Origin of the sequence: Bacillus cereus group sp. N14, assembly GCF_016483555.1 — a bacterium.
Lineage (GTDB): Bacteria > Bacillota > Bacilli > Bacillales > Bacillaceae_G > Bacillus_A > Bacillus_A wiedmannii.
In genome coordinates, this window is sequence record NZ_JAEHBQ010000001.1 from 527,805 (window position 1) to 552,678 (window position 24,874).

Sequence of the window (24,874 nt, forward strand, 5' to 3'; positions counted from 1 at the left end):
ATCGCTCCCTCCTTATAAATCACGCTCATTGTACAAATGAATTGAGATAAACATAGACATAACATATAAAAGAAGCAATCCTGCTATAAAACAACTATTTACAACAAGACTCGTGTTCCAAACATTCTCTACATCTAACCATACGTTACTTACAATCAGTCCACTTAAATACCCAAATACAATTCCGATGAAGGGAGCAATTTGTTTTGCACTGCTATATCCTACTGAAAATTCGATTGGGAGTACAATTATGCTATAAACCAATCCTCCCGTTATTCCGCCAAGAATCTCTCCCCATAACATAAATCCAGTCATATGCCCATCTTGTAGCTGTATTAAACCAACCACTAGTGAAAAACATCCACCTAGAGCAACTAAAATACTTACAAATATGTATTTTCCTATGACAATATCTTTACGGTCAAACGGTAAACTATTTACTATCAGTTCACTTTTATTTTTCCCCTCATAACTCATTGACAGTATCATGCCAAGAGCAGGTACAAACATGCTAAACGTCATCAAAAAACTATCACTACGAAAATCAACAATGAGCAGGAACAAGAAACATATAAGATAAACAAACCCTAACTTTCTTTGCATCATCATATCTTTTAAAACTAATTGCTTGATCATGTATTACACCTCCTAATATGAAAATGCCCCTTCTATAACTCTGCCTCCTGAAACATTTTCATTGAGAGCAACATTGATATGACTATACTTACTAACACTCCGATACCAAGAACACTCATTGATAATGTAGCATCTTCAGAGTGAAGTACTTTTAACATGATTATTTCATCACCAAAAATATTGCACATAAAGCCAATCATACCCATTAAAGGAAAAATCATAATCACATTCAAGACAGTAATAGCTTTATATCCTCCAATGTAATTAGTAGGTATCGTTACTACACAATAAATCAAAGTTGCTACTATTCCTGAAAACACTGCATATCCAGGCATAACTATATCCCCGTCCAACAAAATATTTTTTAATATTATGACTATAAAAGTTGCACTCAAACCAACCATAATAAATACTGTGCTTGAAATATACTTAGCTATAACTATCTCTTGTCTCGTTATAGGCAAACTCACTAATACTTTTTCTGCTTTACTTTTCTCCTCATGATAAAAAGAAATATAAATAATTGTACTACATGTTATAAATAATCCTATTGCAACCCCCATTGGTTGAACGGAATCCTTAAAAATAGATAACATAGGTATTAAAAAATAGAAAGGAAATATCTTCTTCTGTAAGAAAAACTCCTTCAAAATCAACTGTTGCATCTGAATTCTCCTCTCTATAAATCACGCGTTTCATAAATTTTAATTGTAAGAAACATAGAAGCAATGTAAATACTAACTAATGTAATAATTCCAACTATAAACATACCAACATGCATAGGATTCATAATCCACTCAATGAACGAAGGTGCTGTTTTATTCAGTCCATCACTAATAAATATCCAAAGTATCCCACCCACTCCTATTGAGGCTGCTGATATTATACTTCTTACTATCTTCGATTTTGTACCATAATAACTAGGGTAAAAGGTGACAACTAAAAACACGGCGTAAATAAGCCCATTTACTACTCCATACCATGGAATTTCAATGTATAAATTAGGATGATATGCACCTATATCACCTATAACAGCGATACCTCTTATAAGAAAAGCAACCAACATCGTAGAGAACATGCCACCTACAATAAATATTGCACAGGAAATATATCTAGCAATTATGATATCCTTTCTGCTTAACGGTAAACTATTCATAATAATGTCACTTGTATTTCGTTCATCTATTGCGACTAATATCATAACTGCGGAAAGAGTTATAAATAAACAACTCATAGGAAACAGCATTCCATCACCGTTTTCAAATAAAAAGAATATAAAGGGTATAATAAGATACACTGGCCATATCCCCCGAAAAAAGAACAAATCTTTATAGATGAGCTGACGCATAGGCACCTCTCCCTTTTGCGGTGTAAACGATAATATCATCTAATGTAGGCTTTTCTAGTACAACCTCATTTCCAAACCAATCGATAATTGCTTGTTTATCCTTTGCTAAACCTTCGAAACCAAATTTATTTTTTCGTAATCCAACAAATAATTCTTTTCCTTCTCGGTCTAATAAGTCATTACTTCCTTTTACGATTACGTAGTTCTCCATTAGTTCATCTTTCTCACCAGTAAATATAGTTTCTCCATCATTGATGAACGTAATATAATCTGCGATGCGCTCTAAATCTGTTGTAATGTGCGTTGAGAATAATACAGATACTTCATCCTCCATTACAATTTCTTGCAAAATATCAAGTAATTCACTTCGAACAACTGGATCTAATCCTGCTGTCGGTTCATCCATAATGATAAACTCTGCGTGATGTGAAAGTGCGATAGCAATCGCAAATTTCATTTTCATCCCTTTTGATAGTTCTTTAATTTTTTTATACTTCGGAACTTGTAATCTGTGCATATACGATTGATACTGCTCTTCGTCCCACTTTTTATATAGCGGTGCAATAATACGTTTCATTTGTTCACACGTTAAATCTTCGTAGTAATGATTTTCATCATATACAAAACCGATATTTTGTTTTATTTCCTTCTCGACTTTTTTATTGTCCTTACCAAAAATTTTTATATCACCGCTATCTTTTCTAATTAAATTCATAATCATTTTAATCGTCGTACTTTTCCCTGCTCCATTCGGTCCGACAAATCCCATAATATATCCGCGTGGTAACGTAAAACTTATATTTTTCACTGCAAAATCTTGATAACTTTTACAAACGTTTTTTAGCTCTAACATCTCTTATTCCCCCTCATATAAACACGCAATCATCTGCTGTAAATCTTCAAGTGAAAGCTGCAACGCTTTACTTTCATTTACAACCTCTTCCGCTTTACTTTCCAATAGACGTAGCCGCTGTTCTTTTAGTAGTTCATTATTTTTACGTGAAACATAAGTCCCCTTCCCAGCAACAGTTTCTATATATCCTTCTTTTTCAAGCTCCTCGTACGCACGCTTCGTTGTAATTACACTAACTTGTAATTCCTTCGCTAAGCTACGAATAGACGGTAATTGGTCTCCACCCTTTAAACCACCATTTAAAATAAGCTGGCTTAATTGTTTTCTTATTTGCACATAAATAGGGTCTTGGGAAGAATTCGAAATAATAATATTCATGTTTTCCTCCAGTGTGTGTATATACTGTATATACCTTATATATACAGTATATACACACTATCCTATTTTTGGCAAGAAAAAAAGACCAACATTTTCCTGTTGGTCTTTCGTATATGTATCACTTTTCAAAGCGATCTAACATCTCATCTCTCATTCCAAAACTCACTACCGCAATTCCTACATACATAAACAGAAGGAACGCCGGATGAACTGTGTTGTACCAAGTGCTATCAACAATTAAATAAATCGTTAATGCTACAACAAGAACAAACGCTAAGATAAACATATAAAAGTGTCTTGTACTACCCATAATAAACTCCTCTCTTCTCTCGTCACCATTCAACAGTATATTGTATCGAATAATTCGATATGACTCAAGGTTAACTTTCTGTTATGTAATCAAGTTCCACCTTTACAATGTCCTCACATGCTATTGAAATGATGGTTCCTTTCTTATCAATTGCCGTCACTTCTCTATTATCCATTACACGATGTGCTACTCTTTCTAATACTTTTCTTTGATCTCGATAACAAAATTCTTTTACATCTTTAATCGTTTTTCCGTTTTCTAAATGGTATATCATTCTATAACACCGATATCCCACATTTTCACCCCCAACTTGCTCGTTTTTTCACATATACATAAAAATGAGTCATTCCTATCTCATTGCATCTTCTTAATTTCAATAAAATTCTAACAAAAATAAATACTTTTATCAAACTGACTTTTTCAACAAAATCACCTATGAAACTACTTCTTTACACCATTATGAAACAAAAAATATAAAATTTTAACATTTTCTTCACTAGTTCTGCATAAAGTGAAACTTTAATCAGCGGGGGATTTTTGTTCATCCCCATTGATTATCAGCCCACAAATCGCGGGACAAATTCTCCATACAAAAAAAGAACCCGCATATAGCGAGTTCTTCCTTTGTTATGCTAATCAAACTTGTACAGGAGCTAGCTTTTCATAACGTAAAACTGGTTTACGAGCAGCCAATGTTTCATCCAAACGTTTAATTACCGTTGTATGTGGCGCTTCTTGTACAACTTCTGGATTTTCTTCTACTTCTTTAGCAATTTGAATCATCTTATCAATGAAACCGTCTAATGTTTCTTTTGATTCTGTTTCTGTCGGCTCAATCATAATACATTCTTCCACATTTAATGGGAAGTAAATTGTTGGTGGATGGTAACCGAAATCAAGCAGGCGTTTTGCAATATCTAATGTACGTACACCAAGTTTCTTTTGACGACGACCTGATAATACAAACTCATGCTTACAATGTCTATCGAATGGAAGATCATAGAATGGCGCTAGTCTTCTCATCATATAGTTCGCATTTAATACCGCATACTCCGTTACTGCACGTAGTCCATCTGGACCCATAGAACGAATATATGTGTATGCACGAACGTTAATTCCGAAGTTACCATAGAATGGTTTTACGCGCCCAATTGCTTCTGGACGATCATAGTTAAAGTGATAGCCATTTTCTGTTTTCTCTAAAATTGGTTTTGGTAAGTACGGAATTAAATCTGCTTTCACACCTACTGGACCAGAACCTGGGCCACCGCCGCCGTGAGGACCTGTAAATGTTTTATGAAGGTTTAAATGCACAACGTCAAATCCCATATCTCCTGGGCGCGCTTGGCTTAATACCGCATTTAAGTTTGCACCATCATAGTATAATTTACCGCCTGCGTTATGGACGATTTCTGCCATTTCTAAAATATTTTCTTCGAATAGACCTAATGTATTAGGATTTGTTAACATAAGTGCTGCTGTTTCTTCGTTTACAACACGTTTTAAATCTTCTAAGTCAACAAGACCATGTTCATTTGATTTTACTGTAATTGTTTCAAAACCAGCTACAGTTGCAGATGCTGGATTCGTTCCGTGAGCAGAGTCAGGAACAATTACTTTCGTACGGTTAAAATCACCATTTGCTTCATGGTATGCACGAATTAACATTAAGCCTGTCCATTCTCCGTGTGCACCAGCTGCTGGTTGTAATGTAACAGTATCCATACCTGTAATTTCAATTAAATGCTCTTGTAAGTCGTACATTAATTCCATTGCACCTTGTACTGTCTTTTCATCTTGTAATGGATGAATATTTGCAAATCCTGCGAAACGAGCTACATTCTCATTAATTTTCGGATTATATTTCATCGTACAAGATCCAAGTGGATAGAATCCAGAATCTACACCGTGGTTACGGTTTGAAAGTGCTGTATAGTGGCGCATAATGTCAAGTTCAGATACTTCTGGTAGCTCAGCATCTTCTACTCGAATATAATCGCTCTCAAACACATCTTCTAGTTTCACTTCTTCTACATCTAATTTTGGTAGGCTATATCCTATGCGTCCTTCTTTACTCACTTCAAAGATAAGTGCTTGGTCTTGGTTCTTCATTGGATAGCCCCCATTTCGTTTACAAGTGTGTCAATTTCCTCTTTTGTACGAAGCTCAGTTACTGCTACAAGCATATGGTTTTCATGCTCTTTATAATCACGGCCTAGATCGTAACCGCCGATAATATTCTTTTGTAATAATGCATCGTTTACTTCTTTCACTGGACGCTTGCAATCTACAACAAACTCATTGAAGAATGGTCCAGCAAATGTAACTGTGAAGCCTTGCGCTTCAAATTGACGTTTTGCATATTGTGCTTTAGAAATATTTTGACGTGCCATTTCTTTCACACCTTGTTTTCCAAGTGCCGTCATTGCAACTGATGCTGCTAATGCATTTAACGCTTGATTTGAACAAATGTTAGACGTCGCTTTGTCACGGCGAATATGCTGTTCACGTGCTTGTAACGTTAATACAAACCCACGTTTACCATCTGAATCTACAGTTTGTCCAACAAGACGTCCTGGAATTTTACGCATAAATGCTTTCGTTGTTGCAAAGTAACCACAGTGTGGTCCACCAAACTGCGTTGGAATACCAAATGGTTGTGCATCACCGATTACAATATCAGCACCAAATTTTCCTGGTGGTGTTAATGCGCCTAATGATAATGGATTTGAAGAAACGATAAATAATGATTTTTGTTGATGAACGATTTTTTCAATATCAGCTAATTTTTCAACTTGTCCGAAGAAGTTTGGATATTGAACGATTACACAAGCAACTGTATCATCTACTTCACTTTGTAATACGTCTAAATCTGTTACACCATCTTTATGATTAATTTCAACAACTTCAAGATGTTGACCTTTTGCATACGTTTCAAGTACTGCTCTTGATTCTGGATGAACTGCGCTAGATACAAGAATTTTCTTTTTACGAGTATGGCCAGCTGCTAGCATTGCCGCTTCAGCTAAAGCTGTACCTCCGTCGTACATAGAAGAGTTTGCTACATCCATTCCTGTTAATTCACAAATCATTGTTTGGAATTCAAAGATTGCTTGTAATTCCCCTTGTGAAATTTCTGGTTGGTATGGCGTGTAAGCTGTATAAAATTCTGAGCGAGAGATAACGTGATCTACAATTACTGGAGCGTAATGATCGTATACACCTGCTCCTAAGAAAGAAGCGTACTCTTTTAAGTTAGCATTTTTACTAGCCATTTGAGTCAACTCTTTTAACAGCTCTGGCTCTGATTTTGCTTCTTTAATTTTTAAATCCCCTTTAAAACGAACACTCTCTGGAATATCAGAGAATAACTCATCGATCGTTTGAACGCCGATCGTTTGTAACATTTCTTTTTTGTCTTCTTCTGTCATTGGAAGATAACGATGCAACATGAAATCTACCCCTCTCCCCGTTACTTTGAACGTTTATAAAATGGTGTTGGAACAACTACTGCTTTGACGCGTTTATTACGAATTTCAATTTCTACTTCTGTATCAACTGCTGCGTATTTTACATCAATTAGTGCTAAACCAATGCTTTTCTTTAACGTTGGAGATTGTGTACCACTCGTTACTTCCCCGATTTTTTCTTCTCCAATAAATACAGGGTAATGTGTACGAGGAATTCCACGTTCGATTACTTCGATGCCGACTAACTTACGAGGCGCACCGTTTTCTTTTTGCTCTTTTAACGTTTCTTTTCCAAAGAAGTCTGCTTCTTTATTTGGTTTTACCGCAAAGCCAATGCCAGCTTCAATCGGTGTAATATCTTTTGATAATTCTTGACCATAAAGTGGTAATGTTGCTTCGAAGCGAAGTGTATCACGAGCACCTAAACCACATGCTTTTAAGCCCTCTTCTGCTCCAACTTCAAGAAGTTTCTCCCAAAGTTTTGCAGCATCTTCACTCTTACAGTAAATTTCAAATCCATCTTCACCTGTGTAACCTGTACGAGATACAAGTGCTGGAATTCCATCTACAAGAATATCGTTTTTAAATTTAAAGAACTTAATTTCTTTCAAATCTTCTGACACAACTTTTTGTAAAATGCCTTCTGCTTTTGGACCTTGAATTGCAAGCTGTGCAACTTCACTAGAAACATTGACTACTGTCGCATCGCCAATTACATGACTAGCTAACCATTCGTAATCTTTCTCGATATTTGATGCATTGATTACTAATAAATAGTCTTCTTCACCACGTTTGTAGATTAATAAATCATCTACTGTACCACCATTTTCGTAGCACATAGCTGTATATTGTGCGCCTCCTACCTTTAAAGTAGAAACGTCATTTGTAACAACACGTTGTAAAAATGCTAAACTATCTACACCTTTTACCTCAACTTCTCCCATATGAGACACATCGAACAAACCTGCAGCCGTACGTACAGCTTCATGTTCTTCTTTAATGCTTGAAAATTGAACTGGTAATTCCCAACCACCGAAGTCGATTGTTTTTCCACCATACTTCGCGTATACATCAAATAACGGTGTACGTTGTAATGTAATCATGCTCTCTCCCCCTTATGCTTTGACAAATCAATAAAAGTTGCTCGCCATATCTAAACATTTTCACTCTGAAAAGATAGGATATACGGAATCTCATTATATTTTTTTATGAAAGCGTAAATAAAAAATCACTTTCTTGGATAAAATACGAAAGATTCCACACATTTCACACCATTATCCTAACATTATTCGCTATATTTCATCAATATTCTAGCATAAAAAATAATTTAGAATTTTTCATTCTTAATCTTATTAAATACAACTTTCAAAATTCATCCCTTTATCTTTGCCTATTCTTTAACTTTCAGTATGTGTAATAGCGCCTTATTACAAGGTTTATATAATAAAGATTTTTTTAATAATTACTTTAGTTTATAAAAGGTGGGAGAGTCGTAATGAATGTCGATATTTCCGTAGATCGAACGTGGCAAAACAATTTTTTAAATAGAATTAATGAAGATGGCCCTTGGACAAATTGGGATTTATATCATTTAGCTTATAAAACAGAAAAATCGTTACTTGTTCCTACTTTCGATGGATTACAAGCACCGAAACATTTATCTCATTTCACACCACTTCCTCATCAATTAGAAGTCGCTCAAAATGTCATTGAACAAATGAATGGTAAAGCGATACTAGCAGATGAAGTGGGACTTGGGAAAACGATTGAAGCTGGGCTTATTTTAAAAGAATATATGGTCCGCGGCCTTGTGAAAAAAGTACTTATACTCGTCCCTGCCTCTCTCGTATCACAATGGGCATACGAATTAAATACAAAGTTTTTTATTCCAGCTGTAGCCCAAAAGAAAAGCTACTCGTGGGAACAAGCCGATGTGATTGTATCATCAATTGATACTGCAAAACGTTCACCGCATCGTGATATCGTTTTGAACCTAGAATATGACCTTATTATTATCGATGAAGCACATAAACTTAAAAATAATAAAACAAAAAACTATGAATTTGCACAACGATTAAAAAAGAAATTTTGTTTATTATTAACCGCTACGCCTGTTCAAAATAAGATTGATGAAATTTTCAACCTCGTTTCTTTATTAAAGCCAGGACATTTAGGCAATCAATCCAACTTTGAAGAATATTACGCTTCAAAAAATCGTTCAGCCGAATCTGATGAAGATTTAAAAGCTCTTATTAACAAAGTGATGGTCCGAAATCGACGTCATAATACCGGAATTGATTGGCCAAAGAGACATGTACGTACAATTTTTGTTGAGTTTAATGAAGAAGAGCAAGCTTTGTATAATGGTATTGAAAATTGGCGAGGACAAGATGCCTTCACATCTGCTTTCTCATCGTTAACTTTAAAACGGGAAGCGTGTAGTAGTCGTGAAGCTGTTTACTACTCATTAAAAAAACATGTGGAAAAAAGGCAGAAAGAAAATGAGCATTACATAAAAGACCCGCATATTGATGTGCTAATGGACAAAATTAATCATATTCCTTTCAACTCAAAAGCGAATAAAGCACTAGAGCTTATAAAAGAAATTGACGATAAAGTCATTATCTTCACTGAATATAGAGCTTCACAAATGTATTTACAATGGTTTTTACAACAACACGGTATTTCTTCCGTTCCATTCCGCGGCGGGTTTAAACGCGGGAAGAAAGATTGGATGAAGGAGCTTTTCCAAAACCACGCACAAGTATTAATTGCAACGGAAGCTGGTGGCGAAGGGATTAACTTACAGTTTTGTAGCCATATGATCAATTATGACTTGCCATGGAATCCAATGCGTCTTGAACAAAGAATCGGACGTATTCACCGTCTTGGTCAAAAGAATGATGTTCATATTTATAACTTAGCTACAAAACATACTGTTGAAGAACATATTTTGAAACTGTTATATGAAAAAATCAATTTATTTGAGCGTGTTATCGGCGAGCTTGATGAAATTTTAACGAGAATTAATATGAAAAACATCGACGCGCATATTCAAGAAATCTTTGCGCAGTCAAAAAGCGAAGGAGAAATCCGAATTAAGATGGAAAACTTAACATCTATTATCGACTTCGCGAAACGAAATGAAGCTGAGGTGCAAGGCTATGCAGCAACATGAAATTCATAATTACTTATACAATTTTTTTGAGGCAAATAACTGCGAAATTTTAAAGCACTCCCCTCATCTATTAGATGTGCAGTTAACAATTGAGATGGATAAATTATTAATGAACCGTCCTTTTTATTGGCACTATCTTGAGAAAACAGGAGGCGTACCGAATCCGATGCGCCTTACTCTTCTTACAAATCCAGAAAGTGAAGAAAACGATGGTGAGCTTATTCACTACGGTTCACCACGTCTTCATCAAATTTTCCAAACGACAAAAGAATTAGGCTCTTACATACGTTTATATGAGGAAGTACGGCATAGCGGGGCAACGCATACACCGCTCCATCCTTGGCTCGGTGTAAATATAAAGGTTTCCTATCAATGTGATCGAAAAAAAGACATCCTTCACTCCATTGGGATTCATCTCATTTCTGGCACAATGATTGCAAACTTTCATGAAACATTAGCTAAAATTAAACTTACACCGAAAATACCTGACTTTTGTTTTACGCTCTCGCCTATCATTAAACCGCAAAGCGGTTTACAACGTATAGAGGATGCTTTAAAGAATATTATTGCAGAAGATGACCATACGTGGGCGAAAGAAGCAAGAGTGCGCTGGAATCACGATTTAGACCTTTTAAATCGTTTTTATGAAGAGAGTGATGAACTTCCCGAAAGCTATGAAATTGAAAAGCAAGCCTTGCAAGAACAATATGAACCCCGCATTACAGTGCAAATTATTAACGGCGGACTCTTTTATGTTACTGCGAATCATTTTCTTTCTTAAAAAGCCCCTTCTGTTTTAGAAGGAGCTTTTTTTGAGTTATCCTCTATCGCCATTACGCTCTTGTTGTTTTTGCTTTGCCATACGTTTTTGATGCGCACGATCCTTTGCGCTCACATGATTAGCATCAGTTGGAAGGTTTTCTTTTGAACGACCAATTCCATTGCTCATCTTTATCACTCCTTTTTATATCTTTCAAAATACATCCTTATTTTCAGCTAGAGATACAATCCTTATACAAAAAAATAAGAGCAGCCATTGGCTACTCTTACTCACTCACGTATTTTTGAAACATATCATGGATGCCTTTATTTACTAGGTTCGAGATCTGCTCGTCAGATTTATTCGGATAACGATCACGCAATCTGATAGATGCCTTCACCATTAAATTTTCTAATACAGAACGGCCACCTTCTCCATAAATAATTTCAGCATACTTAACAAGCCTTCCATCCTCTACTGTTGCTGGATTATGATTGAAGAAAAATTTACTCATTGTCTCCACCTCTCTATTTTGATAACGTTTACATTTATATAGATTATTTATGTTATTTATTTCACAATATTGTATGCATGTATATTTAATTAGTTTCATTATAAAGCAACATATCGATAGTAAATATGTGATTTTCCGTCCATTTTGTGAACAAACCAAAAAATGAAAGCGTTTCCTTTATTATATACTAAAAAAACTTACTACGCTAGGGGCAATTTTTTTAATCTACTAATCCCTCAAAAATTAATATATTTTTTCTTTTCCCATTCAACCTTATATAATTTTCAGAAATTATATTATAAAATATATGTATGACTTAAGGAGGCCATGTATGAATCAAAATAAAAAAGCTATATTGGATCTTGTCTTTTATCTCGTAATCCCATTCCTCATTTGGAAATTCGCAAAACCTTATATCGACCCTTATTACGCGATGTTACTTTCCTCTGTTCCGGGGATTATTTATACACTGTATACCTTTAAAAAAGAAAAACAGTTTAACGTAACAGGATTCTTTATTTTAATTACACTCATTTCTAATACAACGGTAGACCTATTATCTGGATCAGCTGAACGAATGTTATGGAACGATGCGTATTATCACATCGTGCTCGGTATTATCGTTATATGTACCATTTTTATAAAAAAACCACTTATGTTATATTTCGCAGCAGATATTGCCGCATTGCAAGGCCATGACCGTGATAAAAGTCGTGAACTGTATCGTGATAGTCGCATCTATCCAGCACTACAATACTTAACGCTATTTTTCGGCCTACAATTCATATTAAAAAGCTTCTTAAAAATTTATTTCATCTCTGTTTTCGGTGTAGATGGCTATGGTGAAATGAGAGCAATTATGACCGCTGTTGGGTGGGGCATTTCCATTTGTATCGGAATTGGATTTGTCTGGGTAAACAATAAAATACATGCCGTTACAGAAGAAAAGGAATCCGTGCAGTAAATAAAAAATCCCCTAGTAGTATGATGCTACTAGGGGATTTTCATTTTGCTATACATATTACGAAATCGTTAACTTGATTTTTTTCTTTTATTTTTTACGTTTCGATAAAACAAAGCAGCACTAAGCGGCATAACACCAAACCACTTATTCATAAATGGCTCTTTTTCAGCACGGCGTTGTTCTTTCTTTTGTTTACGATCTTCTTTTGGAGCATCCATATACGACACAAACTGCTGTGTCACAAAGCGAACATAATCATTAGTAGACATATTATCATCACCTCTACTTGATTAGTATGTCCACTTTTTTATGCATTAATCTTTTCTTTTAATTCATTCATGATTTGTTTTACCGATTTATTCGTCGTATCGATATGAATATGAGCCTCTTCATAATGAGCTCGGCGCGATTCGAATTTCATCACAAATGCCTCTATATCTTTCTTCTGAAATAGTGGACGTGTCGTATCTTCACGAAGCCTTTCTGCAATTACATGTGGATCACAATATAAATACACGACAGTTCCATTTTCCTTCATCCACTTTCGGTTTTCCTCTCGTTCAATGATTCCGCCACCAGTTGTAATAATTACATTACAACTGGGGAGTGAACGTAACATTTCACTTTCATATTCCCGAAAAGCCATTTCGCCTTCTTCGGCAAAAATATCACGAATTTCCTTCTCTTGCTTCTCTTCAATCTTTTGGTCTGTATCTACAACATCCATATGAAGTTCTTTACTTAATTCTTTTCCAATTGTTGTTTTCCCAGCTCCCATATAACCGGTTATGTATATAGATTTCATGTTCGTTCCTCTCAATCATCCGTTATTATTTGTTATTATAACGAAAGATTTCATTATTTAATAAAAAAACGTTTTGTTCTCCTTATACAATGAAGAACAAAACGTTATATACACGCTTTTACTTATAAGCGCCTCTTCTCACCCACTGTGTTGCAATCCATTTCTCACCTTTCGTTACAGGTGCCCCTCCATGTAACGTAAGCTCATTTAATGATTGGTCTTGATAAAAATACTCAAAGTATACTGCCATTCCCTTTCTAGGGTGCACAGAAAGATTTAATTTCGGAAAGAACGTTTCTCCGCCTTCTTCTACATCATTTAAGTACATGACAAGCGTACTAATACGATTATTAGCAGCTGATCTACTATGTTCCGCAAAATAATCATAGTGCGATTTATATTGTTGATCCACTTCATAATTTAAAATGTGTAATCCTTCTCCATGCGACGCAGGAACATTCATGATAGATGAAATTCGTTTTTCAATCTTCGCAGTAAGTTCATTATCGTCCAAAAATGCACCACTACTCGTTCGAATATCATTTACATCACGTGATGAACCAACTTTAGAACGCTTCATTTTACTTTTAGACAATTCAATCAATTTGTCGCATTCTTCATCACTTAATACATTTCCTAACACGACAATAAGAGGTTCTTCGAATTTTGAAATAATGTGTATTTCCCTATCTTCCGTCATAATTGCATTTCCTTTATGATCAAAAATAGTTTGTTCCTTATTTTCACCTATTTGATTGTTATTTGTCATTTCCCTATTCTCCCTAAAAAAATATGTTTGGATAGCTTGAATATATCATATTCTTTCTACCTTTCTCTTTTTTGAGAAAATTTAAACTTTAAATTGTTTTATTTATCCATTTCCTTTCAAAAACAATCTATTACAAAATGAGAAATTATGGTTTTCATCCGTATATTTCACAGACTATCCTTCTATCCAATCGAATATTTTCTCATCCTTTTTTCTATACCGAAAGCTTACTTTATAGAAAACTTCTTGTTTTATTTTGCACTGCAACGAAACGAGAATATCATCGTTTTCAAAGACGTAATTTCCACTTGCTTCGCCCTTTTCATATTGAAAGAAAAAAGTATCTTCCTTTTCTTTTTGCTGTAAGTCTTTTTTTATATTTGTAATAGATCGATTTAGTAGTTCTTCCAGTACAAACTTTTGCTCTATTTCAATATAAAATTTTTTATCTATAAGCAACATATTCGTTTCGTATACAAAGAACGAAGTTAATAATACAAGAAAAATGATTGTTCCTGGCATCGTAAATCCATCTTGTTTTCTCATGTATTTATTTCCATTTCGCTATATCTTACAGCTACACCTTCATATATTTTCCCACTCATATCTTTCACATTTATAAAGAGCAAATGAGGTGTTACTTCATACGAAACCATTTCAACATTTTGTAATATAACTTCTCTTCCGCGCATATTCACTTTTCTTATAAGATGATTATTCAATTTTTCATACGTCACTTCATCTCCAGTGCGAAGACGGAAGCGCAAAAGATTATCTTTATTTTCAGGGACTATTTTTTCTACAAAAGATACTTCACGAAACTCTAACTGTACTTGTCCTATAAACACATCCCATTCCCAATTATTTAATCCTTTTGATTGGTTGTTTTCTATTCCAATAAAATTCAAACGTGGTAAGAGTAAAAAGAACAGTGATAACAGAAAAAAACATACAATCATTTCTATTAATGTAAACCCAACTTCTAATTTATTTTTTCTCCTGCATAAAAGCATTGTTCCATCATTCTTCCTTTCACATCTTTCCACATAGCACAAACTTCATTTCCTCCCCAATATGTGTAATATACATTTCCGTTTACAACTTTTTCTTGCGGTCGTTTCGCCCCATTCTCATACATATATAAAGCTGCTTCCCTTTTTAATAATACAAATGCTTTATAACGAATTTGTATGTTTTTTCGTTCTTGCATAACCAATACTGTTTGCGGAAGTAGTAAAGATACTGCCATCATTACTATACTTAATGCTACAAGCATCTCAGCCATCACTGACCCTTTTTGACATTTCACGATACGTAAATCTCCCTCTCCCAAGCTGAAATACAATCTCATATTTATAACTTCGATACGAAAGTAAAATAGTGCCACCTCTATTAATATTTCCACTCAGATTATATGTCATCGGATTTGGAAAAGTATTCAAATCAATTTGTATATCGCTATCATATTCTCTTTTAATGATAGTAAGATTCTCACTTAGCTCCCCTATATAATACGTATGTCTATCTTTATACCATCGTAATGTATAGTGTTTTTGACGGTTTATCGCTAATTGTTGCATATACAAAATATCGTTTGAAAACTGTCTTAAAAATTGCTCCACTTTTTGTTTTTCATGTAATGAATGTACGTTAAAATACGTGACCATACTTAGTACAGAAATTGCAAATAGAACGAGTAGCATTTCTAAAAGAGTAAAACCTTTTTGTTTCACAGTTTCCCAGTTGTTACTGTGCCATCATTTGAAATATGAATGGATTCACCATTCGGACACTCATCAGCTGTAATATATTTTTCATCCCTTAGCTCTTTTAGCGAGGGAATTTTATTATGTTGTAAATGGTATGCTTGTATTTGAGCTTCTATAGATTTCACATAGGCTTTACATCCTTTTCCTTCGACGGATGAACGCTGTGTAACTACATTCGGAATAATTAATAGTAATAATACAGTTATGACGACCATAACTAATAACATTTCTAAAAGGGTAAACCCTTCTTCATTCTGCATGTAAATGCCTCCTAAATAGAATTCATCATTTGAAACATTGGCATAATCATTGCTAAATACATAAGAACGACTATTCCCCCAATACACGTAAATAAAATTGGTTGAATGATCACTAACATACGTTTAACTTTTTGCTCCATTTTTTCCATAATAAGATCGCTATAGTCACCTAATTCAATCGCCAAATTACCGTTTGCTTGTCCATGCGTAATAATATAAGAAAGTTCTTCCTCATAATATCCGCTTTTAGCAATAATAGATTGCAACGGTTCTCCCGCAATTAATTGACGTTCAATTCGGCCCGCTTCATATTGAAAAAACGGATGATAATGTTGCTCCATCATTATTGTTAGAGCCTCAAGTACTGATAGTCCGCCGTGTAATAAACCGCTCAATTGAGTGGCGAAATAATGTGAATGCTTTAAAATAAGAATTTTTTTTACGAGGGGGATACAAAGCTTAATTTTTACCTGCTTCATATGCGGGAGTTTTTGAAAGTAAAATATATATAGACTACAGCCAATCATAACGATAAAAATAGTGCTAAAAATAAGATAGGGTAGTAGCTTAATTGCACTTAATATTTGTTCTGTAAATAACGGTGCTGTGGAACCGAATGAACTATATACCATGTCAACCTGTGGTAATAAAATGCGATTAAAAATCAAAATCATGATTAGTAAAAAGAGCGCCAAAAACATAGGATACTGCATTATTTTCATCATATCTTTCCTATACTTATCCTTTTTATAAAGAAGTGCGCTCCCTTGTTGCAATGCAAAAGAAATATCACCATGTTTCTCGGCATAAAATAAATAACTTAACATCTCCTGATGAAACTTTAATTGATGAAAAGAATCGTGTAGACTTTTTCCATCTTTTAATCCATCAATCATGCGCTGCAATTGTACTTTCTTTTCTAAAGGTAATTGAAACCGTAAAAATTCTAATGCCTGCAAAAGGGAGTATCCTTTTTCTAATAGTTCTCCCAATCGTTTCAGCAATACGACTTGATCACTTAAACTCCATATCTCCTTAAACATAAACATCCTCTTCTAAAAATCCTAAAGCGTATCCTTTTCGTATCAAAGATTCTAATGTTTCATGCTTGTATGTGACACATTCCCCGTTCGCTTCTTTAATCGCTTGTTTTAACTCATATCCATATAACAACTCATAAATACTCGCTTGTCTTACCTCCCTCATTGATTTACATAAAATTGAGCACTTTCTTTGGCAAAACGGACACTTCAATTCGACAAGTCGCTGTGCAGCTATAGCCAATAAAGATTGTTCAATCTCTTGCCTCGTTATACCGAAATCCATAAATCGGAGTATTGCCCCTTTCGCATCACTAGTATGCAGTGTCGTCATTACTAAATGTCCAGTCAAACTTGCTCTTATAGCGATTTTCGCTGTTTCTTCATCACGAATTTCACCGACTAAAATAATATCTGGATCATGACGTAAAATGGCCTTTAGTCCCGCCTCATATGTGATACCTGCTTTTTCATTTATTTGAATTTGTAATACATCGTCATTTCTTTTTTCAACTGGATCTTCAAGTGTAACGATGCGACGTGTTTTCTTTTTTTTAATTACCTCTAATAATGCATACATTGTTGTTGTCTTCCCCGAACCAGTCGGTCCAGTAAATACGAGTAACCCATGTGAATAGTGTAAAAAAGAGAGTAGTTTTTTCGCTGTACTTGGAAATAACGAAAGATGAGATAACGGCTGAATAGATGCTTGTAAATGAAGACGAATAACGAGACTTTCTTGGTATACGGTTGGAAGCGTGGAAAGGCGTAAATACACTTCTTGTCCATCCATTTGTAAATACAGTGAACCATTTTGTGGCTTCCGCCTCTCCCCTATATCCATGGATGCTAAAAATTTAAAGTGTGAAACAAGCTTTTCTCCAAATTCCTTCTCGATACAGTGTTTCGTCATTAAATCTTTTCCTATACGCAGTTGAACCGCTACATCCTTCTTCCGGGGCACAATATGTAAATCCGAAGCTTGTACCCTACACGCCTCTTTCAAAATCATATTCGCAAAGCTTTCAATTCCATTCATCATTTTTCCCTCCCCACTATGTATATAGCATGAAAAAATCCATCTGAAAAATCGGTATTTTTACATTTTCACTAGAGAGAAAAGGAAAAATATGTTTGTGAAATTATGAACAATTTCCGAATTATTGTCTGAAATTACCTATATGGAAGTTTATCTGTATTATAATGTTATTATCTTGGATAAAGTGATAAAGGTGGAGATCCTCATGGAACAAGCTTTAAAAATTACAGGCGTATTATCTGACCCAACTCGTTATTACATTTATAAATATATTTCTCAAAAACATAGTTACGTAACTGTACAAGAAATTGCAGATGAGTTTGACATTCATCCAAACGTAGCGCGTTTACATTTATCTAAATTAGAAGATGTTCATATGCTGAAATCGGAAACAAAGAAAACTGGAAAAGGCGGAAGACCAAGCAGATTATATGTATTATCTGAAGATGTGATTCAATTACAATTTCCATTCCGCGATTATCAATTGTTAGCAAGAATAGCATTTAATTCTTTACTTAGTCTTGGCGCCGCTGGTGAAAAAGCGCTATACGAAACAGGAAAACAATTCGGGGCCGAGTTAATGCAACAACATATGCAGCGTTTACATGTGAGTGAAGATGCTTTAACAGTAGAGCAAAAAGTCCAAATTGCAAAAGAAGCTTTCTCAACAGCTGGTTTATCACCTGCATTTGAATTAAGTGCAGATGGAACGAAAATTTTCTACGATGTACACAATTGTCCATTTAAAGAAGTTGCTGTTCATCACCCAACTGAAATTTGTAACATGCACGGAGATATGATGAAAGGGATTTTTGAAATCCTATTCCCTAACACGGAATTAACACGAAATGATAGTCTACTAGATGGATGTAAATCTTGTAATTACAAACTAACAATTTAATTTTCTCATATAAAAAGAAGCCAATTATAATTGGCTTCTTTTTATATGAACGAATATTTACAATAGCAAGAAAAATGAACTATAATGAGGTGAGGTTTACTTTTTTTAGAAAAGGAGGGAGATGGCATGGAGCGCATGTTTCGCGTTCTCGGCTTTTGGACTGGAATTTTCTCGGTTATGTTTTACGTAGGGGATATGCAACAGGCTGCACTACTATTTTTAGGACAAACGGGTTTCTTCGTACTTTTAAGCTATTTAAATTTAACAGAGCGTATGTATATATACGTATTCGGGGCATATTTAACTGTTTTCTTCATAGGATTTACATACTACACGACGTTTTTACTTGTCCCTGGAGCTGGACATTAAAGATGGCATTTTGCCATCTTTTTTTAATTCCGCAATTTCCTAGTTGACTTATAGGTTTTATTACCTTATATTCTATATAACAGATTGGAATTAGGGGGAATTAACATGAATACACTGCTTGTCGGAATTAACGTTGCAGTCATGCTCATCTTAGTTGGCGTATTATATTATATGCAACGTAAGCATGTATCTTTTAATAAACGTGTATTTACTGCTTTAGGAGTCGGAATTATATTCGGTCTTATATTACAATTTATTTATGAGCCAACTTCTAAAGTAATTATTGAATCAAATACTTGGTTTAGCTTGATCGGTAACGGTTATGTGAAATTACTTCAAATGATCGTTATGCCACTTATTTTAGTATCTATTATTTCAGCATTTACAAAATTACAGTTAACGAAAAACCTTGGTAAAATTAGCGGTCTTATTATCGGAATTTTAATTCTTACTACAGGAATCGCTGCAGCTGTCGGTATTGCTGCAAGTGCAGGATTTGATGTATCAGCAACAGGCTTACAACAAGGTGATGCAGAATCCGCTCGTCTGAAGTTAGTTGAAGAAAGATTTACTTCTATTGAAAAAACAACAATTCCAGATAAATTATTAGAGCTGTTGCCTACAAATCCGTTTCTTGATTTAACAGGTGCTCGTCCAACATCAACAATTTCTGTTGTAATATTTGCAGCCTTTATCGGTATCGCCTTTATAGGGGTAAAACGAAAATATCCAGAACAAGCAGAACTATTTAAGAAAATGCTAGATGCTGTATATGCAATCGTAATGCGTATGGTTACATTAATTTTACGTCTTACTCCATATGGCGTATTAGCTCTTATGGCAAAAACAGTTGCTGGTAGCGACATAAATGCTATTTTAAAACTTGGTAACTTCGTGTTAGCGTCTTACGTGGCACTTATCGTAATGTTCGTTATCCACTTATTATTAATTGCTCTATCTGGTTTAAATCCAATTCAATATTTAAAAAAGGTGTTCCCTGTATTAACATTTGCATTCACATCTCGCTCTAGTGCTGGTGCAATGCCATTAAATATTGAAGCGCAAAAAGAAAAGCTTGGTATTTCCGAAGGGATTGCAAACTTTGCAGCATCATTCGGAGTATCCATCGGACAAAACGGTTGCGCAGGTATTTATCCAGCAATGCTTGCAATGATGGTCGCTCCAACTGTAGGAATCGATCCATTACAACCACAATTTATTTTAACTTTAATCGCTGTCGTTGCTATTAGCTCATTCGGTGTTGCCGGTGTTGGTGGTGGTGCAACATTCGCAGCGTTAATCGTACTATCTACAATGAACTTACCAATCGGTATTGTCGCTCTTGTTATCTCAGTTGAACCATTAATCGATATGGGTCGTACAGCTCTTAACGTAAGTGGTTCTATGACAGCAGGTCTTATTTCTAGTAAATGGCTTGGTGAATTAGATCAAGATACGTACAATCAAGATGATACAAAAACTGGTGAAATTGCTTCATAATAAAAAGGACGCTAACAAAAACTGTTAGCGTCCTTTTTTAGTTCTTTTCATCTTCCTCTTTTTCTTTTATACATAAGGTATAACATATTGTCTCAAATACTATAAGTAAAGCTCTACCAATTACTTCAGCCATGATAAGAACACCACTTCTATATCATTACGTATAGATATAACGAAAATTTACCATTTTTCATTTTTTTAATAACTATTAATTATAAACTAAAGACTAACTATTATTCCTCATCTGCAAACTGTAAAAACTCTTCCAACCGCTCCTTTAACTCCTCCTCTATCTCACAATAAGTTTCATCAACAAGTTCACCACTTAACTTACTTCCCCAAAACCTTATTTGAAGCGGTACCCCTAAAAAATAATTACAACATTCCCAGATAGGAACTGTATAAAATTCAATCATCTCTCCTTCTTCATCTAATACAGCTATCGAAATGGATGAAGAATATCCTGTTTCAAAAGGATCTTCTTTATCTCTGATGAGTTCTATAAATAATTCCATGTTTTTTTCTATGTACAAATGTGAATAATCTTTAAAAAGTTTAAATGATATTCTCTCTGTTTCCTTCTCCATGCATTGAATCTTCTCTTTTAACTCCAATGTAAAATCTTGTTCTTTATACTTCATTTCCGTCTCCTTACACATAGAAAAAGAGAATACAATAACATATTCTCTTTTCTCAAATATACTTCATTATCTCACAGCCCGTCCTTCTCACAAATAACCATTTTGTTCGCACCATTTATGAAATTGTCCTACGTCTACTCCAACTAACACGATATCCTTTAGCTCTACATCAATGATTTGTTCTCCAATTACAATAGCAAACTGCGATTCTAATTTTGTCTCGCTGTTCTTTACAATTCCAATTCGGTTCCGATGCGGTCCATCTTTTATATATGCTTTTTGTCCTACAATATCAAAGTTCAAGTCTCTCACCTCTTTTATTGCGCTTAAATTTGAAATACGAACTCAAATTCGGAAATTTTCCTTTCCTTGCACTATTTCTCTATATATATGACGAAACAATAAAAGAGTCCTCCCTTCTTTACAATTATTTTTTCTTTGTTTCATTTTTGTGATTGAAACGTAAAGTTTATAATAAAATACACTTGGAAGCGCTTTCTATGTAATTTTTTATGTTATAATATATAAGTAGAACTTCGCAAAGAGGGTTAAAAAAATGAATACAAAAATGATTAAAAAAGTAATTGACGCATTAAAAGTATATGGCTTTCAGAATGTATCATTCTGTGACAAAACGAAACAATTTTTATTTCATAACGAAATGGATATTATGAGCGGCTATGCAGAAATAACATATAGTAGTCAATTTGAAAAATTCAACGTACAAATTCATCCGATTGAAACACATCACCAAGCAGAGTTACAAGAGGTTGAAAGACATATACAGGCCTGTATAAGAAAAGTGGAATATTTAAACGCACTTCTTAGCGGACAAACAAAACTAGATGACAAAATTATTATAATGTAAAAAAAAGAACGTGAGAATATCACGTTCTTTTTTTTACATTATACGTTCATCTTTTCCTTCAGTTGTAATCCTGTAATGGATTCTAATACATCCATTGCTTCTCCAAATGTCATATCAAATATCGTCTTATCCTCTATGTATGGAAATTGTCTAAAGCGCTTTTCTAACATTTTCACGGCGTCCGACGTAAAGTGTACACTATCAATGCCAAATTCTGTTTCAAGAAGAACGATCCAATCTAACACATGAAAACCTAATCCATTTACGAATGAAATAAGTTTTTCTTCTGGCTGTGAAGATAAGAATACGTGTCGTTCCATCTCATCGAAAAGTTCTTCACCTAAAACTTCTGCTAATTCATCATCATGTTCGCGTTCAATAATCTCTTCATATCCGTAATCATCCACAAGCTCTTCTACTTCTTCACTGTCCTCACAAAGCAATTGACTAAGAACGGCCCCTTTCTTAAATTCACTATTTTGTACAACTTCTAAAAAGCTCGTTTCCCATCCATTTTCTAATTTCATATTATATACTCCTTTATATACGTTTCTTATCATCACTGTTCCCAAAAGATCACCTTTATAACCTTTTAGGTCGTTATTATTATTTCACATGATTCATAACATAAGATGCAAATTCAGTTGCATCTCCTTCAAAAATATTTATTTCTGGCAAATGATAGAACGTTGTTTGAAGCGGGTTTCTTTCATGATATACATATATCTTTTTCTCTAGCGCAATCGCCATTCCAAACTCTGTATGGCTCCCGTTTCCGCCATCTAATATAAGTAAAAAGACATCCGCTTCTTTAATAGCATTCTTTTCTGCCTGACCAATTTCTCTTAATTGATCTTGATTCACTGCTCTTTCGTTTCTTGTCCAATCATATGTATGGTGCCATCCTGCATGTTTCAGTTCATTTGCTATAGAACGTACAAGATGTTTATTTTGGAATCCTGAGGCGACATAAAAATTCATTTATATACACTCCTTCATTATGTACGGGAAACTCCTTTTAGCGTTACTTGCTATAAACATAATAAAGAACTAAAGAACGACTTCAAAAAAAAAATCCCCATCTTTAAAACTTATTTGCGTTTAAATGATGGGATTCTTCATGCTCTTCTTTTATTTTCTTCTTTTTATAACTTTCATCAGCTAACATTTCTAGTTCAGCTGTTATTTCTGATTTTTCAAGCTCTCTTTCTTGCGAAAATTTCCTTGAAATATAAACAATAACACTACCAACGTACAACACAAAGCATATAATAAGTGCAGTATTTTCATAGAGACTTAGCTCCAACACAGTCACTCCTAATCCATTCGTATTTTCACGCTTCATTAATTGGAATTTCCCTACTAATCCATTTGTTATTGTAACATAAAAATATCAATCCTTGGAATCTTTCATCCTACTAAAAAAGACATGATTGTTTCATCATGCCTCTGAAATATGTTGAACGATTGTTTGAATTGCTTCTTTTCCATTATATTTTTTTAGTGCTGTTTTATACATCTCATTATTTTGATTTAATTCTTCGACATGCTTTATAAGTGATTTCACAGTCACATCTTCTTCATACAATACGGAAGCATATCCTTGTCTTTCAAAAGACTCTGCATTTAGTATTTGATCTCCACGACTTGCAAATTTCGATAGCGGAATTAAAACCATCGGCTTTTGCAATGTTAAAAACTCAAAAATGGCATTAGAGCCCGCACGTGAAATAACAAAATCTGTTATCGCTAATATGTCTGGCAGTTCTCCATGTATATATTCAAATTGTTTATATCCTTCTTTATTTTGTAAGCTTTCATCAAGATTACCTTTTCCGCAAAGATGAACAATTTGATATTTTTTCAAAAGTTCTGGTAACGCTTCTCGAACCGTTTCATTAATTTTCTTTGCGCCCAAACTTCCTCCCATAATTGTAATAACTGGCTTTTTACGTAAAAAACCTAAAAACGCTAAACCTTTTTCACGATTTCCCTTTAGCACTTCTTCACGTACAGGAGATCCTGTATAGATTACTTTTTCTTTCGGTAAATGTTTCGCAGCTTCTTCAAATGTAACAAATATTTTCGAAGCAAAACGGAGCGCAATTTTGTTTGCTAGTCCTGGCGTCATATCAGATTCATGTAATAAAACAGGGACTCTATTTAGCCAGCCTCCAATTACGACTGGTACAGATACGAAACCACCTTTTGAAAAAATCACATCCGGTTTTAGTTTTCGAATCCTTACATACGCATCCATAACACCCTTCATTACAAGAAAAGGATCTTTTATATTTTTTAAATCAAAATAACGACGTAGCTTTCCACTTGCAATACTATAGTACGGAATGCCTTCCTGTTCTATAATCGTTTTCTCAATTCCTTGATGAGAACCAATATAAGAAATATCCCAATTCCGTTCTTGTAAATGTGGAATGATGGCTAAATTAGGTGTTACATGCCCTGCCGAACCACCACCTGTAAAGACTATTTTCTTCATAC

Annotated in this window: 35 protein-coding genes and 1 pseudogene; 8 read left to right on the plus strand and 28 right to left on the minus strand. The window is 34.4% G+C overall.

What is annotated here, in order from left to right; genetic code table 11:
- Positions 1-12 precede the first annotated feature (12 nt).
- The 10 genes from JDS82_RS02775 to gcvT all read right to left on the minus strand — a co-directional run bounded on the left by JDS82_RS02775 (position 13) and on the right by gcvT (position 8,098).
- A complete protein-coding gene (locus tag JDS82_RS02775) occupies positions 13-636 on the minus strand; it encodes an ABC-2 transporter permease (protein ID WP_199712602.1) in 624 nt (207 codons plus the stop codon).
- A 32-nt stretch (positions 637-668) separates the two neighbouring features.
- The gene (locus JDS82_RS02780; protein WP_001186541.1) at positions 669-1,301 is read right to left on the minus strand and encodes an ABC-2 transporter permease; all 633 of its coding nucleotides are present in this window, start codon (positions 1,299-1,301) and stop codon (positions 669-671) included.
- A gap of 14 nt (positions 1,302-1,315) precedes the next feature.
- Positions 1,316-1,984 carry an ABC-2 transporter permease gene (locus tag JDS82_RS02785; RefSeq protein ID WP_001249420.1) on the minus strand — a complete coding sequence of 223 codons (669 nt, stop codon included), beginning with the start codon at positions 1,982-1,984 and terminating at the stop codon, positions 1,316-1,318.
- Entirely contained in the window at positions 1,965-2,837 is an 873-nt protein-coding gene (locus tag JDS82_RS02790) for an ABC transporter ATP-binding protein (protein WP_199712603.1), read from the minus strand. The genes JDS82_RS02785 and JDS82_RS02790 overlap by 20 nt, the downstream gene beginning before the upstream one ends.
- A gap of 3 nt (positions 2,838-2,840) precedes the next feature.
- Entirely contained in the window at positions 2,841-3,215 is a 375-nt protein-coding gene (locus tag JDS82_RS02795) for a GntR family transcriptional regulator (protein WP_001021362.1), read from the minus strand.
- A 118-nt stretch (positions 3,216-3,333) separates the two neighbouring features.
- Positions 3,334-3,525, minus strand: coding sequence for a hypothetical protein (locus JDS82_RS02800; RefSeq protein WP_000535935.1), 192 nt, complete (start codon positions 3,523-3,525; stop codon positions 3,334-3,336).
- 70 nt (positions 3,526-3,595) lie between these two features.
- Positions 3,596-3,799 carry a DUF3929 family protein gene (locus JDS82_RS02805; RefSeq protein ID WP_199712661.1) on the minus strand — a complete coding sequence of 68 codons (204 nt, stop codon included), beginning with the start codon at positions 3,797-3,799 and terminating at the stop codon, positions 3,596-3,598.
- A 362-nt stretch (positions 3,800-4,161) separates the two neighbouring features.
- Complete coding sequence (gene gcvPB, locus JDS82_RS02810) at positions 4,162-5,637, minus strand: aminomethyl-transferring glycine dehydrogenase subunit 2 (RefSeq protein WP_000795689.1); 1,476 nt, start codon at positions 5,635-5,637, stop codon at positions 4,162-4,164.
- Positions 5,634-6,977, minus strand: a complete 1,344-nt coding sequence (gene gcvPA, locus JDS82_RS02815; RefSeq protein ID WP_000903245.1) for an aminomethyl-transferring glycine dehydrogenase subunit 1 — start codon at positions 6,975-6,977, stop codon at positions 5,634-5,636. Before gcvPA ends, gcvPB begins: the two co-directional genes overlap by 4 nt.
- A gap of 20 nt (positions 6,978-6,997) precedes the next feature.
- Positions 6,998-8,098 carry a glycine cleavage system aminomethyltransferase GcvT gene (gcvT, locus tag JDS82_RS02820; protein WP_000631766.1) on the minus strand — a complete coding sequence of 367 codons (1,101 nt, stop codon included), beginning with the start codon at positions 8,096-8,098 and terminating at the stop codon, positions 6,998-7,000.
- A gap of 392 nt (positions 8,099-8,490) precedes the next feature.
- On the opposite strand from gcvT, the gene JDS82_RS02825 reads away from it, so the two are divergent.
- Positions 8,491-10,173, plus strand: a complete 1,683-nt coding sequence (locus JDS82_RS02825) for a DEAD/DEAH box helicase (protein ID WP_001100048.1) — start codon at positions 8,491-8,493, stop codon at positions 10,171-10,173.
- Positions 10,160-10,954 carry a YqhG family protein gene (locus JDS82_RS02830; RefSeq protein WP_048562315.1) on the plus strand — a complete coding sequence of 265 codons (795 nt, stop codon included), beginning with the start codon at positions 10,160-10,162 and terminating at the stop codon, positions 10,952-10,954. The genes JDS82_RS02825 and JDS82_RS02830 overlap by 14 nt, the downstream gene beginning before the upstream one ends.
- Positions 10,955-10,990: 36 nt before the next feature.
- Here the strand turns inward: JDS82_RS02830 and JDS82_RS30020 are convergent, their stop codons facing one another.
- Both JDS82_RS30020 and JDS82_RS02835 read right to left on the minus strand, forming a co-directional pair.
- The gene (locus JDS82_RS30020; protein ID WP_000064661.1) at positions 10,991-11,122 is read right to left on the minus strand and encodes a hypothetical protein; all 132 of its coding nucleotides are present in this window, start codon (positions 11,120-11,122) and stop codon (positions 10,991-10,993) included.
- Between the two features lie 97 nt (positions 11,123-11,219).
- The gene (locus JDS82_RS02835; RefSeq protein ID WP_000032702.1) at positions 11,220-11,447 is read right to left on the minus strand and encodes a hypothetical protein; all 228 of its coding nucleotides are present in this window, start codon (positions 11,445-11,447) and stop codon (positions 11,220-11,222) included.
- Between the two features lie 73 nt (positions 11,448-11,520).
- Between JDS82_RS02835 and JDS82_RS02840 the strand changes: the two are divergent.
- Positions 11,521-11,638, plus strand: a pseudogene (locus tag JDS82_RS02840) (GTP pyrophosphokinase).
- 140 nt (positions 11,639-11,778) lie between these two features.
- Entirely contained in the window at positions 11,779-12,411 is a 633-nt protein-coding gene (locus JDS82_RS02845; protein WP_001073110.1) for a VC0807 family protein, read from the plus strand.
- A 68-nt stretch (positions 12,412-12,479) separates the two neighbouring features.
- Here the strand turns inward: JDS82_RS02845 and JDS82_RS02850 are convergent, their stop codons facing one another.
- From JDS82_RS02850 to comGA, 10 genes are all read right to left on the minus strand, one after another.
- Complete coding sequence (locus JDS82_RS02850; protein WP_000106081.1) at positions 12,480-12,680, minus strand: YqzE family protein; 201 nt, start codon at positions 12,678-12,680, stop codon at positions 12,480-12,482.
- A 38-nt stretch (positions 12,681-12,718) separates the two neighbouring features.
- Entirely contained in the window at positions 12,719-13,216 is a 498-nt protein-coding gene (locus tag JDS82_RS02855; RefSeq protein WP_199712605.1) for a shikimate kinase, read from the minus strand.
- 118 nt (positions 13,217-13,334) lie between these two features.
- Positions 13,335-13,985, minus strand: a complete 651-nt coding sequence (locus JDS82_RS02860; protein WP_199712607.1) for a 2OG-Fe(II) oxygenase — start codon at positions 13,983-13,985, stop codon at positions 13,335-13,337.
- Between the two features lie 174 nt (positions 13,986-14,159).
- Positions 14,160-14,531, minus strand: coding sequence for a competence type IV pilus minor pilin ComGG (gene comGG, locus JDS82_RS02865; protein WP_098653278.1), 372 nt, complete (start codon positions 14,529-14,531; stop codon positions 14,160-14,162).
- A complete protein-coding gene (comGF, locus tag JDS82_RS02870) occupies positions 14,528-14,998 on the minus strand; it encodes a competence type IV pilus minor pilin ComGF (protein WP_048562311.1) in 471 nt (156 codons plus the stop codon). The genes comGG and comGF overlap by 4 nt, the downstream gene beginning before the upstream one ends.
- Positions 14,968-15,270, minus strand: coding sequence for a hypothetical protein (locus JDS82_RS02875; protein WP_000829516.1), 303 nt, complete (start codon positions 15,268-15,270; stop codon positions 14,968-14,970). Before JDS82_RS02875 ends, comGF begins: the two co-directional genes overlap by 31 nt.
- Positions 15,263-15,718 (minus strand): competence type IV pilus minor pilin ComGD, encoded by a 456-nt coding sequence (gene comGD / locus JDS82_RS02880; protein WP_199712609.1) that lies wholly within the window; start codon positions 15,716-15,718, stop codon positions 15,263-15,265. Before comGD ends, JDS82_RS02875 begins: the two co-directional genes overlap by 8 nt.
- Complete coding sequence (gene comGC / locus JDS82_RS02885; RefSeq protein ID WP_001178693.1) at positions 15,715-16,014, minus strand: competence type IV pilus major pilin ComGC; 300 nt, start codon at positions 16,012-16,014, stop codon at positions 15,715-15,717. The genes comGD and comGC overlap by 4 nt, the downstream gene beginning before the upstream one ends.
- An 11-nt stretch (positions 16,015-16,025) precedes the next feature.
- Positions 16,026-17,057 carry a competence type IV pilus assembly protein ComGB gene (gene comGB / locus JDS82_RS02890; protein WP_199712610.1) on the minus strand — a complete coding sequence of 344 codons (1,032 nt, stop codon included), beginning with the start codon at positions 17,055-17,057 and terminating at the stop codon, positions 16,026-16,028.
- Positions 17,050-18,093 carry a competence protein ComGA gene (comGA, locus tag JDS82_RS02895; RefSeq protein WP_199712613.1) on the minus strand — a complete coding sequence of 348 codons (1,044 nt, stop codon included), beginning with the start codon at positions 18,091-18,093 and terminating at the stop codon, positions 17,050-17,052. Before comGA ends, comGB begins: the two co-directional genes overlap by 8 nt.
- A 205-nt stretch (positions 18,094-18,298) precedes the next feature.
- On the opposite strand from comGA, the gene JDS82_RS02900 reads away from it, so the two are divergent.
- The 3 genes from JDS82_RS02900 to JDS82_RS02910 all read left to right on the plus strand — a co-directional run bounded on the left by JDS82_RS02900 (position 18,299) and on the right by JDS82_RS02910 (position 20,863).
- Positions 18,299-18,994 carry a helix-turn-helix transcriptional regulator gene (locus tag JDS82_RS02900; RefSeq protein ID WP_098777135.1) on the plus strand — a complete coding sequence of 232 codons (696 nt, stop codon included), beginning with the start codon at positions 18,299-18,301 and terminating at the stop codon, positions 18,992-18,994.
- Between the two features lie 126 nt (positions 18,995-19,120).
- Entirely contained in the window at positions 19,121-19,363 is a 243-nt protein-coding gene (locus JDS82_RS02905) for a DUF2626 domain-containing protein (RefSeq protein ID WP_000440719.1), read from the plus strand.
- A 105-nt stretch (positions 19,364-19,468) separates the two neighbouring features.
- Positions 19,469-20,863: an L-cystine transporter gene (locus JDS82_RS02910; protein ID WP_048562307.1), complete on the plus strand. Its 1,395-nt coding sequence runs from the start codon at positions 19,469-19,471 to the stop codon at positions 20,861-20,863.
- Positions 20,864-21,096: 233 nt separating this feature from the next.
- Here JDS82_RS02910 and JDS82_RS02915 read toward each other — a convergent pair whose 3' ends face one another.
- Both JDS82_RS02915 and JDS82_RS02920 read right to left on the minus strand, forming a co-directional pair.
- On the minus strand, positions 21,097-21,504 hold the full coding sequence (locus JDS82_RS02915; RefSeq protein ID WP_199712615.1) for a hypothetical protein: 408 nt from the start codon (positions 21,502-21,504) through the stop codon (positions 21,097-21,099).
- Between the two features lie 87 nt (positions 21,505-21,591).
- Positions 21,592-21,807, minus strand: a complete 216-nt coding sequence (locus JDS82_RS02920) for a DUF3912 family protein (protein WP_001008334.1) — start codon at positions 21,805-21,807, stop codon at positions 21,592-21,594.
- A 253-nt stretch (positions 21,808-22,060) separates the two neighbouring features.
- Between JDS82_RS02920 and JDS82_RS02925 the strand changes: the two genes are divergently transcribed.
- On the plus strand, positions 22,061-22,372 hold the full coding sequence (locus JDS82_RS02925) for a hypothetical protein (protein ID WP_001093232.1): 312 nt from the start codon (positions 22,061-22,063) through the stop codon (positions 22,370-22,372).
- A 38-nt stretch (positions 22,373-22,410) separates the two neighbouring features.
- Here JDS82_RS02925 and JDS82_RS02930 read toward each other — a convergent pair whose 3' ends face one another.
- The 4 genes from JDS82_RS02930 to murG all read right to left on the minus strand — a co-directional run bounded on the left by JDS82_RS02930 (position 22,411) and on the right by murG (position 24,872).
- The gene (locus JDS82_RS02930; RefSeq protein WP_000764276.1) at positions 22,411-22,899 is read right to left on the minus strand and encodes a hypothetical protein; all 489 of its coding nucleotides are present in this window, start codon (positions 22,897-22,899) and stop codon (positions 22,411-22,413) included.
- 79 nt (positions 22,900-22,978) lie between these two features.
- Positions 22,979-23,353 carry a nucleoside 2-deoxyribosyltransferase gene (locus JDS82_RS02935; protein WP_001012499.1) on the minus strand — a complete coding sequence of 125 codons (375 nt, stop codon included), beginning with the start codon at positions 23,351-23,353 and terminating at the stop codon, positions 22,979-22,981.
- A gap of 103 nt (positions 23,354-23,456) precedes the next feature.
- Positions 23,457-23,717 (minus strand): DUF3966 domain-containing protein, encoded by a 261-nt coding sequence (locus JDS82_RS02940; RefSeq protein ID WP_000817963.1) that lies wholly within the window; start codon positions 23,715-23,717, stop codon positions 23,457-23,459.
- Positions 23,718-23,813: 96 nt separating this feature from the next.
- Positions 23,814-24,872: an undecaprenyldiphospho-muramoylpentapeptide beta-N-acetylglucosaminyltransferase gene (gene murG / locus JDS82_RS02945; protein ID WP_000724756.1), complete on the minus strand. Its 1,059-nt coding sequence runs from the start codon at positions 24,870-24,872 to the stop codon at positions 23,814-23,816.
- Between the last annotated feature and the right edge of the window lie 2 nt (positions 24,873-24,874).

Coding starts and splice junctions, on each gene's coding strand:
- JDS82_RS02775 (WP_199712602.1), bottom strand. CDS start 636: ATGATCAAGCAATTAGTTTTAAAAGATATGATGATGCAAAGAAAGTTA.
- JDS82_RS02780 (WP_001186541.1), bottom strand. CDS start 1,301: ATGCAACAGTTGATTTTGAAGGAGTTTTTCTTACAGAAGAAGATATTT.
- JDS82_RS02785 (WP_001249420.1), bottom strand. CDS start 1,984: ATGCGTCAGCTCATCTATAAAGATTTGTTCTTTTTTCGGGGGATATGG.
- JDS82_RS02790 (WP_199712603.1), bottom strand. CDS start 2,837: ATGTTAGAGCTAAAAAACGTTTGTAAAAGTTATCAAGATTTTGCAGTG.
- JDS82_RS02795 (WP_001021362.1), bottom strand. CDS start 3,215: ATGAATATTATTATTTCGAATTCTTCCCAAGACCCTATTTATGTGCAA.
- JDS82_RS02800 (WP_000535935.1), bottom strand. CDS start 3,525: ATGGGTAGTACAAGACACTTTTATATGTTTATCTTAGCGTTTGTTCTT.
- JDS82_RS02805 (WP_199712661.1), bottom strand. CDS start 3,799: ATGATATACCATTTAGAAAACGGAAAAACGATTAAAGATGTAAAAGAA.
- gcvPB (WP_000795689.1), bottom strand. CDS start 5,637: ATGAAGAACCAAGACCAAGCACTTATCTTTGAAGTGAGTAAAGAAGGA.
- gcvPA (WP_000903245.1), bottom strand. CDS start 6,977: ATGTTGCATCGTTATCTTCCAATGACAGAAGAAGACAAAAAAGAAATG.
- gcvT (WP_000631766.1), bottom strand. CDS start 8,098: ATGATTACATTACAACGTACACCGTTATTTGATGTATACGCGAAGTAT.
- JDS82_RS02825 (WP_001100048.1), top strand. CDS start 8,491: ATGAATGTCGATATTTCCGTAGATCGAACGTGGCAAAACAATTTTTTA.
- JDS82_RS02830 (WP_048562315.1), top strand. CDS start 10,160: ATGCAGCAACATGAAATTCATAATTACTTATACAATTTTTTTGAGGCA.
- JDS82_RS30020 (WP_000064661.1), bottom strand. CDS start 11,122: ATGAGCAATGGAATTGGTCGTTCAAAAGAAAACCTTCCAACTGATGCT.
- JDS82_RS02835 (WP_000032702.1), bottom strand. CDS start 11,447: ATGAGTAAATTTTTCTTCAATCATAATCCAGCAACAGTAGAGGATGGA.
- JDS82_RS02845 (WP_001073110.1), top strand. CDS start 11,779: ATGAATCAAAATAAAAAAGCTATATTGGATCTTGTCTTTTATCTCGTA.
- JDS82_RS02850 (WP_000106081.1), bottom strand. CDS start 12,680: ATGTCTACTAATGATTATGTTCGCTTTGTGACACAGCAGTTTGTGTCG.
- JDS82_RS02855 (WP_199712605.1), bottom strand. CDS start 13,216: ATGAAATCTATATACATAACCGGTTATATGGGAGCTGGGAAAACAACA.
- JDS82_RS02860 (WP_199712607.1), bottom strand. CDS start 13,985: ATGACAAATAACAATCAAATAGGTGAAAATAAGGAACAAACTATTTTT.
- comGG (WP_098653278.1), bottom strand. CDS start 14,531: ATGAGAAAACAAGATGGATTTACGATGCCAGGAACAATCATTTTTCTT.
- comGF (WP_048562311.1), bottom strand. CDS start 14,998: ATGCTTTTATGCAGGAGAAAAAATAAATTAGAAGTTGGGTTTACATTA.
- JDS82_RS02875 (WP_000829516.1), bottom strand. CDS start 15,270: ATGGCTGAGATGCTTGTAGCATTAAGTATAGTAATGATGGCAGTATCT.
- comGC (WP_001178693.1), bottom strand. CDS start 16,014: ATGCAGAATGAAGAAGGGTTTACCCTTTTAGAAATGTTATTAGTTATG.
- comGB (WP_199712610.1), bottom strand. CDS start 17,057: ATGTTTAAGGAGATATGGAGTTTAAGTGATCAAGTCGTATTGCTGAAA.
- comGA (WP_199712613.1), bottom strand. CDS start 18,093: ATGAATGGAATTGAAAGCTTTGCGAATATGATTTTGAAAGAGGCGTGT.
- JDS82_RS02900 (WP_098777135.1), top strand. CDS start 18,299: ATGGAACAAGCTTTAAAAATTACAGGCGTATTATCTGACCCAACTCGT.
- JDS82_RS02905 (WP_000440719.1), top strand. CDS start 19,121: ATGGAGCGCATGTTTCGCGTTCTCGGCTTTTGGACTGGAATTTTCTCG.
- JDS82_RS02910 (WP_048562307.1), top strand. CDS start 19,469: ATGAATACACTGCTTGTCGGAATTAACGTTGCAGTCATGCTCATCTTA.
- JDS82_RS02915 (WP_199712615.1), bottom strand. CDS start 21,504: ATGAAGTATAAAGAACAAGATTTTACATTGGAGTTAAAAGAGAAGATT.
- JDS82_RS02925 (WP_001093232.1), top strand. CDS start 22,061: ATGAATACAAAAATGATTAAAAAAGTAATTGACGCATTAAAAGTATAT.
- JDS82_RS02930 (WP_000764276.1), bottom strand. CDS start 22,899: ATGAAATTAGAAAATGGATGGGAAACGAGCTTTTTAGAAGTTGTACAA.
- JDS82_RS02935 (WP_001012499.1), bottom strand. CDS start 23,353: ATGAATTTTTATGTCGCCTCAGGATTCCAAAATAAACATCTTGTACGT.
- JDS82_RS02940 (WP_000817963.1), bottom strand. CDS start 23,717: ATGAAGCGTGAAAATACGAATGGATTAGGAGTGACTGTGTTGGAGCTA.
- murG (WP_000724756.1), bottom strand. CDS start 24,872: ATGAAGAAAATAGTCTTTACAGGTGGTGGTTCGGCAGGGCATGTAACA.